7 protein-coding genes are annotated in these 12,612 nt (G+C 73.4%); 2 read left to right on the forward strand and 5 right to left on the reverse strand.

The window, feature by feature from the left end:
• Positions 1-67 precede the first annotated feature (67 nt).
• Positions 68-847, forward strand: a complete 780-nt coding sequence (locus IBL26_RS14625; protein WP_206684233.1) for a DUF4394 domain-containing protein — start codon at positions 68-70, stop codon at positions 845-847.
• A gap of 238 nt (positions 848-1,085) precedes the next feature.
• On the opposite strand, the gene IBL26_RS14630 is transcribed toward IBL26_RS14625, so the two are convergent.
• On the reverse strand, positions 1,086-1,631 hold the full coding sequence (locus tag IBL26_RS14630; RefSeq protein ID WP_187785242.1) for an invasion associated locus B family protein: 546 nt from the start codon (positions 1,629-1,631) through the stop codon (positions 1,086-1,088).
• Positions 1,632-1,864: 233 nt separating this feature from the next.
• Complete coding sequence (locus IBL26_RS14635) at positions 1,865-8,053, reverse strand: autotransporter outer membrane beta-barrel domain-containing protein (RefSeq protein WP_187785243.1); 6,189 nt, start codon at positions 8,051-8,053, stop codon at positions 1,865-1,867.
• Positions 8,054-8,273: 220 nt separating this feature from the next.
• Here IBL26_RS14635 and IBL26_RS14640 point away from each other — a divergent pair, with 220 nt between their 5' ends.
• A complete protein-coding gene (locus tag IBL26_RS14640) occupies positions 8,274-9,857 on the forward strand; it encodes a serine hydrolase (protein WP_206684234.1) in 1,584 nt (527 codons plus the stop codon).
• On the opposite strand, the gene IBL26_RS14645 is transcribed toward IBL26_RS14640, so the two are convergent.
• The 3 genes from IBL26_RS14645 to IBL26_RS14655 all read right to left on the reverse strand — a co-directional run bounded on the left by IBL26_RS14645 (position 9,823) and on the right by IBL26_RS14655 (position 12,545).
• On the reverse strand, positions 9,823-10,998 hold the full coding sequence (locus IBL26_RS14645; protein ID WP_187785244.1) for an MFS transporter: 1,176 nt from the start codon (positions 10,996-10,998) through the stop codon (positions 9,823-9,825). The two genes, IBL26_RS14640 and IBL26_RS14645, sit on opposite strands and share 35 nt — an antisense overlap.
• Complete coding sequence (locus IBL26_RS14650; RefSeq protein ID WP_187785245.1) at positions 10,995-11,549, reverse strand: TetR/AcrR family transcriptional regulator; 555 nt, start codon at positions 11,547-11,549, stop codon at positions 10,995-10,997. Before IBL26_RS14650 ends, IBL26_RS14645 begins: the two co-directional genes overlap by 4 nt.
• Before the next feature lie 117 nt (positions 11,550-11,666).
• A complete protein-coding gene (locus tag IBL26_RS14655) occupies positions 11,667-12,545 on the reverse strand; it encodes an aldo/keto reductase family oxidoreductase (RefSeq protein ID WP_187785246.1) in 879 nt (292 codons plus the stop codon).
• Positions 12,546-12,612: the final 67 nt, after the last annotated feature.

Below are 12,612 nucleotides of genomic sequence, written 5' to 3' on the forward strand. Positions count from 1 at the left end.
CAGCGGGCGTCGCGCCCCGTAGCACTGGGCGGGGCATGAGGCGTCCCGCGATTTCGGAGAGCCCCTCATGACCCGTTCCATCCGCCGCCTGGCCCTGGCCGGCGCCGCGCTTATCGGCTTCACCGGCATGGCCCAGGCCGCCACCCTGGTGGGCCTGACCGCCGAGGGGCAGCTGGTCCGCATCGATACGGAGACGCGCCGCGCCATGGCGCCGGTGCGCGTGCAGGGTGCCACGGGCCGCCTGCTGGGCATCGATGTCCGCCCGGCCGACAACAAGCTGTATGGCGTGACCGAGAGCGGGGAGATCGTGACGATCGACCCGATGACGGGCGCTGCCACGAAGGTCATCCAGCTCAACGAACGTTTCGAATCCGGCGGCCGCGCCGTGGTCGACTTCAACCCGGTGGCGGACCGCCTGCGCCTGATGGGCATGGGAGGCGTGAACTTCCGCGTGAATGTCGAGACCGGCCAGGTGGTGCGGGATGGTGAGCTGAAGTACCAGCCGGGCACGCCGCTGGCCGGGACCATGCCGCGCATCACCGCCGGCGCCTACACGAACAGCATGCAGGGCGCGACAGCGACGATGCTGCTGACGATCGACGGCGTGCTGTCCCAGCTGAACCTGCAGGCGCCGCCGAATGACGGCGTGCAGCAGGTGCGGGGCGCCATCGGCCACGGCGTCGGCGCCAGTGCCGCTTTCGATATCCTGTCGGTGGGCACGACGAACACCGCCTACCTGCTGTCGGGCGGCGTGCTGCATACCGTGAACCTGGAGAATGGCACGCCGGCGGTGCTGGGGCCGGTTGCGGGGTCCACGGATGTCATCGACATCGCTGTCATGCCGTAAGGCGGGCCGGCGCGGCGGCGTCCTTCCGCGAACGGATGCGGTGGCGCCGGATTCTTTGGCGTAGGGCGCCCCCGGTTTGTGATCCCTGCTGCTGTGCAGAGGATGATCCACCGGGGCGCGCTGCCCCTGCCAGGATCGGCGGGCTTCGGATCACGCCTGGCGCGCCGATGCCGGGCGGTGGCGCGACGGCGGTCGGGTAGCGGTGACGTGGGCGGGTAAGGGAGAGCGGGCCGGTGCCTTACGCCCGCTCGGCCACCTTCAGCGCTTCCAGCGATGCGGCGAGGCCGCGGAGCGAGATGGGGATGGAGAGGGCAGTGCCGTCGGCGGCGCGGTAGTCGAGGCGCGCGGCCTCGGCGCGCTGGGCGAAGCCGATGGCGTTGCTGTCCGGCACTTGCAGCTCGGCGAAGCAGCCGCGTGGCAGGCAGCGCCGGAAGGCCAGGTTCAGCGCGGCCTGTTCGTCGGCGATGATGCGGATGGGTTCCGGGATGGCGATGTTGGTGCCGACCTGCACGGTGAGCAGCAGCGGCCCGCCCGGCGCGGCGCGGCGCGCGGTGACCTGGGCCAGCACGGCGCCCTGGGTGTCCTGGATGGTCTGCGCCACTTCGCAGAAACGTTCGCCCCCGGCTTTCAGGTCGCAGCGCAGCACCCAGTCGCCGTAGGAGGCCGTGGTGCGGTCCGGCTGCGGCAGCGTGGTGGCTGGCGCGGCTTGGGCGGCGGCGGGGCCGGTGGCATGCAGGGTGGCGAGCAGGACGAGGAAGAAGGCGGGAAGCAGCTTCGCGGGCATCGTATGGTGCGCTCCTGCGCTACAGCGGATCTGCATCAGGTGGAGTCACCTGGTGGGGTGAAGATGCTCTTCAAACAACAAGCCAGAGCATCTGAAGTGGGCCTGCACGAACGGACCATGCTGCGGGCGGACTGGAAGCCTGGCGGGTAACGCCGGGCTGTTCGCGCCGGCTGGGCCGGTGGCGCGCGGAGGCCCGGCCGCAGCCATTGCCACCGGAGTGTGCCGGCAGCCTGTCAGAACCGGTAGGCCAGCCGGCCGATCCCGGCGTGGGAGACATAGCCGTCGCCGGCATCCAGCCTGTACTGGACACCGAAATCCCAGTTGGCGCCACTCAGCAGGTCCGCGCCCAGGGTGAAGCGGGCGAGCACGTCCGGGATGGGCGTGGTGGCGCGGAAGCCGCTGCTGCCCGGCTGGCCGGCGAAGCGCGCCCGGGTGGCCCAGTCGTCATGCGCCATGGCGGCCACGCCGGCGCTGACATAGGGACGCAGCACCGCCGCCTCGTTCCGGCGGATGCGGCCGCCGAGCTCGATGGCCGGCACGGCGGAGAACAGGGTCGAGCCCTCGGCATCGACCGAGAGATTAAAGGGCGCGGCACCGGTTTCCGTGTAGCTGCCGCTGCGCACATAGGTCAGGTGCAGGTCCAGGCGCGGCTGCAGGTACCAGCCGTCGAACGGGATCTGGTAGGCGATGCGGGAATGCGCGCCGGCATGCCAGGCGGTGGGCGAGGCCTGCGCGGTGGCGGCGAAGCTGCCGGCGGCGATCATGCGCTTGCTGTCGTACCAGCCATAGCCGAGATCGACGCCGCCGGAGAGCTGCCACGGCCCCCGCTGGAAGCGGAGCGAAGCGCCGGCGAGCAGGCTCTCGCCCGAGACCCGGGAGCTGCCTTCGTCGCCACGGAACTGGCTGCTCTCATAGGCCAGGGAGGCGCCGACGAACCAGTCCTGCGCCACCCGCCGCTGCGCGCCGGTCTGGAAGGTCCAGCTACGGGCCTGGTAGCCCAGGCTGTCCCCGGTGCCGTCCTGGTTGGTGTAGCTGCCGAAGGCGCGGCCCCAGACGCAATGGTCCTGCTGCGGCAGGGAAGCGTCCTCGAAGGTCGGGCATTCGTTCAGCATGTTGGCGACGAAGCCGTGGCTGGTGCTGTAGCGGAAGGCGGCGATGGCGCCGACCGTCTGGCCGGAGAGGCTGTTCAGCGCGCGGTTGTAGGCGTTGCCGTCCGGCGTGGCGGCCAGGGCGGTGAAGCCGGCATCCAGGCTGGCGCCGCTATCCCACAATTCCTGCAGGTGGGCCGCCACGCGTTGCTGGTTGGCGCCGAGCGAGGCCGCCGCGAGGGTGAATTCCGCGACCGGCTGGATCTGCAGGCTGTTGCCGCCGCTTTGCGCGGCATCGAAGCGGAACAGGTGGGTGCGGGTGGTGGCGAGGCCGGGGTCGGTCGTCAGCCCGTCCGTGGCGCTGAGGATTGTCACGGCGCGGTTGGCCAGCACGACCGGATGCACCTCCACCGTGCCGGCGAGGGTGGCGCGGCCGGCGACCAGCAACTGGTCCGTCGCGCCGCCGCTGTGGTTGGTCTCCACCACCAGGCGGCCGGAGGCGCCCTGGACCAGCTGGCCGGTGAGGAGGGTGCGGCCGGCTGTGCCGGCACCGCCGACGAACAGCGTGCCGTCGTTGCGCAGGGTGCCGCCGCCGAGCTGGATGGCGCCGGGTGCCGAGAGGGCGCCGCCTGGGCGGTTGTCGAAGGTGCCGCCGGCGCCGCCGCTGAGGATGACGTCGCCCAGGACCCGGCCGGTATTGGTGACGGTGGTGTTGCCGGACGGGGTGTTGGCCAGGATGGCGATGCCGGTGGAATCGGCGCGGCCGATCACGCCGGCATTGTCGATGCGGTTGGCCACGCCGCCGAGCAGCCGCACCGCCGCCGCGTCCTGCAGGCTGGGGTCCTGGCGGGCGGAGGAGTCGGGCAGGCCGCCGGAGACGCTGGAGGCCTGGTCGAGCGAGATGAGGATCTGCCCGGCGGAGGTGCCGTCGCTCTGCGCCAGGATGCCGGTGGAGCCGAGGCCGGCGGCCACGACCAGGCTGTCGACGAGCGAGACGGTGACGGCCCCGCCCGCGCCGCTGCCGCCGGCGGTGCCGCGCGCCTGCACGTTCGTCACCGTGGAGTCGGTGGTGTTGATGTTCACCAGGCCGCCGCCGCCGCCGATGCTCTGGGCGAAGAGGGCGGGGGCGAAATTGCCGGTGGTGGTGATCCGCGCCTGGGTGGCGGCGATGCCGACGGCGCCGCCGTTGCCGGTGCTGGCCTTCACCGCATCGGTGGTGCCCAGCTGGTAGCGGCTGACGGCGGAGAAATCGCCGCCCGCGCCGCCGCCGCCGCCGATGCTCTGCGCCAGCACGCCGAAGGCGCCGTCGCCGCTGGTGCGCAGCACGGTGCCGGAGGCCAGGTTGACGGTGACGCTGCCGCCATCGCCGCTGGCGCCACCCTGGCCGCCGGTGCCGCCCGGCGGCACGATGGCGCGGCCGCCGACGACCATGCCGCCGCCGCCGCCGATGGATTGCGCCACGATGCCGTGCGCATCCAGCCCCAGGGTGGTCAGCGCGGCGTGGGTTGTCACCACCACCGGGCCGCCCTGGCCGGCGGCGCCGGCCTTCCCGCCGAAATCCAGGACCAGGCCGTGCAGGTCGCCGATGCGGCCCTGCGGGTTGCTGGCGATCTTGGCGGGGTCGAAGGTCTGGTCCGTCGTCATCGTCCGCACCAGGCCGCCGCCGCCGCCGACGCTCTGCGCCAGGATGCCGATGCCGTGCTTGCCGCTGGTGGTCAGGCTGCTGCCGGGCGCGGCGGTCACGCTGACGGCGCCGCCATTGCCGCCGCCGCCGCCATTGCCGCCAACGCCGACGGAGAGGCTCTTGAAGGAGCCGCTGACGGTGCCGGCGAGCGAGCCCTCCCCACCGCCGCCGCCGACGCTCTGCGCGAAGATGCCGAAGGCGGCGACGCCCTGGGTCACGATATTTCCGCCCGCGCCGTTGACGACGGTGACGGTGCCGCCGTTGCCGCCGCCGCCGGCATTGCCGCCGACGCCGATGGCGGTCTGCACCGGCGTGTCGTCGCTGGCCGCGCTGGTGGAGCTGGCGCCGCCGCCGCTGCCGCCGCCGCCGCCGACGCTCTGGGCATAGATGCCGTCCGACTGCGCGCCGAAGGTCTCGATGCTGCCGGTGTTGGTCGCGCTGACGGCGCCGCCATCACCGGCCGCGCCGCCGCGGCCGCCAACGGAGACGCTGACATTGATGTTCACGCTGGTGCCGGATTCGGGGTCGCCGGCCTGGGGCTGCTCGAGGATGCCGCGCAGCTCGTCGATCGTGGCCTGGATGTTCTCGCCGATCTGGCCGATCTGCAGGATGCCATCGGTGATCTTGGTGACCGTCTGGTTGAAGCCGAGGCCGGCCGCCAGCGTGTCGTACAGCGCCTGGGCGTTGGAGAGGGGGGTGACGCCGCCTGCCGTCGCGCCGCCCTTGCCGGCCTTGCCGCCGCCGCCGCCGATGCTCTGCACCGAGAGGCCGATGGCATCAGTGCCGCGGGTGACGATGCTGCCGCTATTCGCCACGGTCGCGGCGTTGCCGTGGCCGCCCGCGCCGCCCTGGCCGCCGACGCCGACGGCGATGCTCAGATTGCCGCCGCTGGCCGTGGCGGTGCCGCCGCCGGCCGCGCCGCCGCCGCCGCCGATGCTCTGCGCGAACACCGCGTCCGCGCCATCGCCCCTTGTGGTGATGGCACCGCTGTTGGTCAGGCTCACCGTGCCGGCATCGCCGCCCGTGCCGCCCTGGCCGCCGATGGCGACGGAGGTGGAGAAGCTGAACTTGGCGTTGGAGGAGGAGGCAGTGGCATCGCCACCGCCACCCGCGCCGCCGCCGCCGCCGATGCTCTGGGCGAAGACGCCATAGGCGTCCTGCCCCATCGTGGCCACCAGCCCCTGATTGATGACGAGCACGTTGCCGCCGGTACCGCCCGTGCCGCCCTTGCCGCCCACCGCCACGGCGACCGTGATGGAGACGCCGCCCTGGCCGCCGGAGGCATAGGCGGCGGCGGTGCTGTCGCCGCCCGCGCCGCCGCCGCCGCCGATGCTCTGCACGATCACGCCCATGGCGGCGTCGCCCGCCGTGGTGATCAGCCCGGTATTGGTGATGCCGGCCGCGCCGCCGGTATTGCCCGCGCCGCCCTGGCCGCCCATGGCGAGGGAGAAGGAGATGGCGGGGACGTATTTGCTCGGCGAGACATCCACCGAGCGCGCCGCCGCGGCGCCGCCGCTGCCGCCGCCGCCGCCGATGCTCTGGATGATCACGCCGGCCGCGTTGGGGCCGTAGGTGGTGATCTGCCCGCCATTGGTGACGAAGGCGCGGTCCGCCGGCCCGCCGCTGCCGCCGCGCCCGCCGATGGACACCGCGGCCAGCGGCAGCGCGCCCGCGATGAAGGAGAAGGCCGAGCCACCCTTACCACCGCCGCCGCCGATGCTCTGCACCTGGAAGCCCGCCGCGTGGTCCCCGTAGGTGGTGATCAGGCCGCCATTGACCACGCTGACCTGGCCGCCCCGGCCGCCGCCGCCGGCATCGCCGCCGATGGCCATGGAAATCAGCCCGACGCCTTTGGAGGAGGCGCTGCCGCCGACGCCGCCGGAGCCGCCGATGCTCTGCGCCAGCAGGCCGCCGCCGCCGAGCGGGTTGGTGGCGGCGAACACGCCCGGCCCCAGGTTGATTTGCAGGGCACCGCCATCGCCGCCCAGGCCGCCATTGCCGCCGATGGCGATCTGCGCGCCGATATTGATGTCGTTGGTATCGCCGCCCGCGCCGCCGCCGCCGCCGATGCTCTGCGCGATCAGCGCGCTGCTGTTCCTGCCGGTGGCGATGACCAGGGCGTTCGGTGCGTCGATGCCGACCGGGCCGCCATTGCCGCCGGCCGCCCCGGCGCCGCCATCGGCGTTGAAGCGGGCCTGGCCGCCATTGCCGCCGCCGCCGCCGACGCTCTGCACCAGGGCGCCATGGGCGTAGTTGCCACTGGTGCGGATGGTGGCGGCGGCGGTGGCGCTGCCCAGGGCCAGGCTGGCGCTGCCGCCGGCGCCGGCGAAGCCGCCGCCACCCGCCTGGCCGACGACGCCGGTGGCGTTGGAGCCCCGCCCGCCGCCGCCGCCGTTGCTCTGCAACAGGACGCCCTGGCCGCTGACCACGGCCGGCAGATCGATGCCATTGAAGGCGATGGTGCCCAGGATGGTGGCGCTGGCGGCGCCGCCCGCGCCACCGGTGCCGCCGCGCCCGCCCGTCGCGCTGATGCCGAAGCCGATGACGCCGCCATCGCCGCCCGTGCCGCCATTGGCCTGGACATGGACGCCGCCGCCACCGGAGAAATAGGGCGCGAGGTCGACGGCGATGGTGCCGCCACCGAGGGAGACGCTGGCCGTGCCGCCGCTGCCGCCGGCGCCGCCATTGCCGCCCGTGGTGCTTTCCGCCCAGCCGGCCGCCCCGCCCGTGCCGCCGGCCCCACCGGTGGAGATGGCCAGCAGGCCGATGTGGGAGGCGGTCACGCTGCCGCTGCGCCATTGCAGGGCGGCGGGGCCCGCCGCGCCGCCACCGCCGGCATCGCCGCCCTGGGTGGTGTCCAGCTTGTCGACCGTCGCGGCATCGCCGCCATTGCCGCCATTGCCGCCGAAGGAGCGGACCACCACGCCCGTGTCGCCGGCCAGGACCGAACCACTGGCGACCAGCGTGGCCGCGCCGCCGGCAGCGCCGCCGCCGCCTGGTGAGCCGATCTTGTAATAGATGCCGGCGGTGCCGGAATCGCCGCCACGCCCGCCGAAGCCGCCGCCGGACACCACGTTGATGCCGAAGCTGGCCGGGCCGCTGGTGGGGGAGGCGACGAAGGTGCCGTCGAAGCTGACGGTGACGACGCCGCCGGCACCGCCGCTGGCGCCCGTCGCGCTGCCATCCTCGGAATTCTCCTGGCCGCCCTGGCCGCCGGCGCCGCCGATGCTGGTGATGGGCGCGCCGAAGGTCTGCAGCCCGGAATCGGGGTTGCCGCCGCCGATGATGGTCAGCGCGGTGTTGGTGCTGGTGATCTGCGCGCCGGGCTGGCCGGGGCTGCCGCTTTGCGGCGTGTTGCCGCCGCCATCGACGCCGGCGCAGCCCACGGTGCCGCGCGAGACGACGGCATAGGGCGGCTGCGGCGGCGCCGTGCCGAAGGTCTGGTTGGAAAAATCGGCCTGCACGGGAGAGGGCGGGGCCGGGTTGGCGCCGGTGCTGCACTGGGCCTGGGCGGCCCCGGGCAGCAATACCGATCCGGCCGCCCAGGCGCCGAGCGCGAGGGTGGAGCGCCAGGGCAGCGGGATGCACGGCCCGGCGAGGTCCGCGCGCGGCGCCGACCCGGCCGTTCCGTTCCGGTTTCCCCTGGACACTTGGCGCCCCTCCAACTCTTCTCGCGCCAATTTTGCCAATCCGAAACGTTCTGTCTACGGTCCAATCAGCGGGGCGGGCCGTTTGCGGCGGAATCGCGCAGCCACGGGTACGGTGCCATTCCTGTCGCGGTGGCGCTGAAGCTGTGCAAGCGTGCCGGAACCTTCGCTGAACAGCGCGCGGCGGCCACGCGGCGGCGCGCATTGCCGGGAGAAGCCATCCGTGAGCGTCCCTGTCCCCTTTCGCCGCCTGCCGGCGGTGGCGGTGTGCTGCATCCTCGGCCTGGCCGGGGCGGCGCTGGCGCAGCCGGCCGAGGTCCAGCTGGGTGCCGCGCCGCCCGAGGATGCGGTGCGCCTGGCGCCGGGCGGGCTGGAGCGGGCACTGGCCAGCCTGCCGGAGACGGTGACCGGCATCCTGCGCCGCAGCGGCGTGCCCGGCGCGGCGGTGGCCGTGGTGCAGGGCGGGCGGACGGTGTTCTCGGCCGGGTATGGCGTCCGGGAACTGGGCAAGGCGGCGGCGGTGGAGCCGGGGACGGTGTTCCAGGTCGCCTCGCTCTCCAAGCCCATCACGGCGACGATCGTGGCGGCGCAGGTGGCGGCCGGGGTGGTGTCCTGGGACGACCTGGCGGCGCGCTACCTCAGCGGGCTGCGGTTGAGCGACCCTTATGTCACCGCCCATGCGACCATCGGCGACTTCCTGGCGCACCGGAGCGGCCTGCCGGCCACCATCGGGGACGAGCTGGAGGATCTGGGCTACGGGCGGGGCGATATCATCGCGCGGCTGGCGCTGGTGCCGCTCGGCCCGTTCCGCCGTTCCTACCACTACGCCAATTTCGGCTTCACGATCGGGGCGGAGGCGGTGGCCGCGGCGTCCGGCATGGGGTGGGACGCGCTGGCGGAGCAGGTGCTGTTCCGGCCGCTGGGCATGCGCGCGACCAGCACGCGCCACGCGGACTTCCTGGCGCGGGAGAACCGGGCGGTGCTGCATGTGTGGCAGGACGGGCGCTTCCAGCCGCTATACGACCGTGACCCCGACGCGCAGGCCCCGGCGGGGGGCGTCTCCTCCACCGTGGTGGATCTGGCGGAGTGGGTGAAGCTGCTGCTGCGACGGGACCGCGAGGGGCAGCAGCCCCGGCTGACGGAGGCGGCGCTGCTGCCCGCGTTGCAACCGCAGGCTTCCAACTCACCGCCGCATTCGCCGGCGGCGCGGCCGGGCTTCTATGGCTACGGCTTCAATGTCGGCGTACGGGCTGGCGGGCGGACGGCGATGGGCCATTCCGGCGCCTTCCTGGTCGGCGCCGGGACCAGCTTCCAGATGGTGCCCTCGGCCGATCTCGGCATTGTCGTGCTGACCAATGGCGGGCCGGTCGGGGCGGCGGAGGCGGTGACGGCGACGTTCCTGGACATGGTGGAGTTCGGCGCGCCGGTTCGCGACTGGTTCGTCGCCTATCACGGGGTGATGGGCAGTATGTACGACGCTGTCGGCGACCTGGCGGGCGCCACGCCGCCGGCGGCGCCGCAGCCCGCGCCGCCGGCGGAGTCCCTCGCCGGGCGCTACGACAATGCCTATTTCGGCCGGGCGGAGATCGTGGCGGCGGAGGCGGGCGTGACGCTCGTGCTCGGGCCGCGCGGGATGCGGTTTCCGCTGGCCCATTGGGATGGCGATGTCTTCGCGCTGGCCGCCACTGGCGAGAATGCGCCGAAGGGCTCGCTCTCCTCCGTCCGCTTCGTGCGGGAGGGGGGGCGGGTGACGGGCTTCACCATCGAATTCTTCAACGAGCAGGGGATGGGCCGCTGGCGGCGCTGAGGCACGCCGGCCGGGATGCGCCCCGCATGCCCCAGGCCATCGCCCCGCCAGCCAGCGCGGCGGAGAGCGACAGCGCGGCCTGGGCGCCGGCCGCGCCCAGCACCGCGCCGAACAGCGGCGCGCCGACGGTCTGGCCGATGGCGACGGAGAGGAACGGGATGCCGAGCCCGAGATCCGGCCGCTGCGGCAGCAGCGCGGTGCCGCGAAGCAGCAGGACGCCGCTGGAGACGATATAGGCGGTGCCGAACAGCGCCATCGCCGCGAAGGCCAGAATCGGTGCCGCCGGGGCGGCCATGACCATGAGGTAGCACAGCACCATGCCGGACAGCGCCAGGCGGTGCAGCAGGCCCAGCCCGAGGCGCGCGGCGAATGCTCCCGTCAGGCCACCGGCGAGGCCGCCGAGGCCGAGCGCGACCCATGCAAGTGCGATGCGCGCTTCGGAAAACTGCAGCTCGCTGCGCAGGAGATCGGCACCGAAGGTCCAGATGGCGGTGCTGGATGCGCCCATCAGGAAGGCGGCGCCGCACAGCCCGGCGAGGCCCGGCTGGCGCAGCGGCTGGAACGGCGCGCGCGGCGCCTGCCGCGCCGGGCGGCCGGGCGGCAGGGCGAACCACAGCCAGATGCTGACCGCCACGCCGAGCAAAGCGAACAGCACGTAGAGCTGGCGCCACGCTGCCGCGAAGGAGAGCGCGGCGATGCCGGAGAGGACGATGCCCGCCGCCGTGCCGGCATTGATCAGGCCATTGGCGCGGGGGCGGGCGGGGGCATCGAACCGCCGCGCGACGGCGGAGGCCAGCGGCGGCGAGGTGAGGCCAGTGCTGAGCCCGGCCAGCGCCATGGCGCCGGCCAGCATCGGCGTGGCGGCGGCGAGGGCGACGAGGGCGAGGCCGGCGGTGGCGGCGAGGCCCGCCAGCACGGCCACCCGGCGTTCGCCCAGCCTGGAACTGGCGAAGGCGGCCAGGATGATGCCGGCGCAATAGGCGGCGAAGGCACTGCCGCCGATCCACCCGGCCGCCGCCGCGCTGAGCGAGAGCTCCGCGCGGATCTGCGGCAGCAGCAGGCCGTAGGCGAAGCGGGCCAGGCCGTAGGACAGCGCCGTCAGTGCGAAGGCGGCCAGGACCAGGTTGCGGCCGCCCCTCACAGCGTGCCCCGCGCGGCGGCGAGCAGGCTGGCGGCGGCGGCCTCCGCCGCATCCACCACCGTGAGGTCGGCGACGCTGGCGGCGGCGGTCGCGCCCTCGAACAACAGCCAGATCTGCGTCGCCAGCCGGTCGTCCTGCCGCCCGAGCGCGGTGGCGACGCGTTGGGCGATGGCGTGGCGGAACGCCTGCTTCTGCCGGTGGACGAGGGTGACGACGGCATCGCTGGCCGCCGCGTATTCGGCGCGGGCGCGCAGCAGCATGCAGCCGCGCGCGCCATGTTCCGCCAGCCATTGGCGCAGCGTGGCGAACAGGGCGGCCACCGCGTCCCCGCCGCCGGGCGCGGCGTCGAGCCGTGCCATGAAGCGCTGGTGCCGGTCCTCCAGCACCGCCAGGACGAGGCCGTCCTTGGAGCCGAAATGCTTGTAGAGCGTGCGGGTGGAGGCGCCGGAGGGGGCCAGCACCTGGTCGACGCCAAGGCCGCGGAAGCCCCCGGCCTCGAACGCCCCGGCGGCGCCCGTGACGATCTCCGCCCACTTGTCTGTGACTGTCATGTAAAGGGAGCGTTTTACATGGCGGGTGGTTGCAGCGGGGTGGTGGATTTCAATGGGGCGGGCGGTGCCTTGGCCGCCCGGCCCCGCCGTCAGGCCGCCCGGGTCATGCCGCCTTGGTCATGTCTGGGCCGGGGTGCCGATCCGGTCCAGCTGCGCCATCGTCTCCTCCGTCAGCTCCAGCGTGCCGGCGGCCAGATTCTCCCGCAGATGAACGACGGACGAGGTGCCGGGGATCAGCAGGATATTGGGCGAGCGGCGGAGCAGCCAGGCGAGCGCCACCTGCATCGGCGTGGCACCGATACGCGCGGCCACATCGGACAAGTCCGCTGATTGCAGCGGGCTGAAGCCGCCGAGCGGGAAGAACGGCACGTAGGGAATGCCGTCGCGGGCGAGAGCGTCGATCAGGCCGTTATCGCCGCGATGCACCAGGTTGTACTGGTTCTGCACGCAGGCGATCTCGCAGATGCCACGGCCCTGGGCGACTTGCGCCGGGGTGACGTTGCTGAGGCCGATATGGCGGACCAGCCCTTGGCGCTGCAACTCGGCCAGCGCGGTGAGCGGTGCCTCGATCGAGCCCTCGGCGGGGCCGTGCGCGCTGAACATGATGCGCAGGTTGACGACCTCCAGCACCTCCAGCCCCAGGTTGCGCAGGTTGTCGTGTACCGCCCGGGCCAGCTCCTCCGGCGAGAAGGCAGGGAGCCAGGAGGCATCCTCGCCACGTCGGGCGCCGATCTTGGTGACCAGGACCAGGTCGTCCGGATAGGGCGCCAGCGCCTCTCGGATGAGGCGGTTGGTGACGTGCGGGCCGTAGAAGTCGCTGGTGTCGATGTGGTTGACGCCCTGGGCGACGGCGTCGCGCAGCACGGCCAGCGCCGCGGCATGATCCTTCGGCGGGCCGAAGACGCCGGGGCCGGCAAGCTGCATGGCGCCGTAGCCGAGGCGCTTCACCATGCGGTCGCCGAGCTTGAAGGTGGCAGGTTGTGCGGTACTGACCATGGACGGTCCTCCTTGTACCAACCTGAGTTAGGGGCTCCGTCGCCGCGCGATAATGGGGGGCGGTCCG

Source organism: Teichococcus aerophilus (genome assembly GCF_014490485.1).
Taxonomy (GTDB): Bacteria; Pseudomonadota; Alphaproteobacteria; order Acetobacterales; family Acetobacteraceae; genus Pseudoroseomonas; species Pseudoroseomonas aerophila.

Bases quoted from the DNA above. Each gene is read 5' to 3' on its own strand.
- IBL26_RS14625 (WP_206684233.1), top strand. From the start codon at position 68: ATGACCCGTTCCATCCGCCGCCTGGCCCTGGCCGGCGCCGCGCTTATC.
- IBL26_RS14630 (WP_187785242.1), bottom strand. From the start codon at position 1,631: ATGCCCGCGAAGCTGCTTCCCGCCTTCTTCCTCGTCCTGCTCGCCACC.
- IBL26_RS14650 (WP_187785245.1), bottom strand. From the start codon at position 11,549: ATGACAGTCACAGACAAGTGGGCGGAGATCGTCACGGGCGCCGCCGGG.
- IBL26_RS14655 (WP_187785246.1), bottom strand. From the start codon at position 12,545: ATGGTCAGTACCGCACAACCTGCCACCTTCAAGCTCGGCGACCGCATG.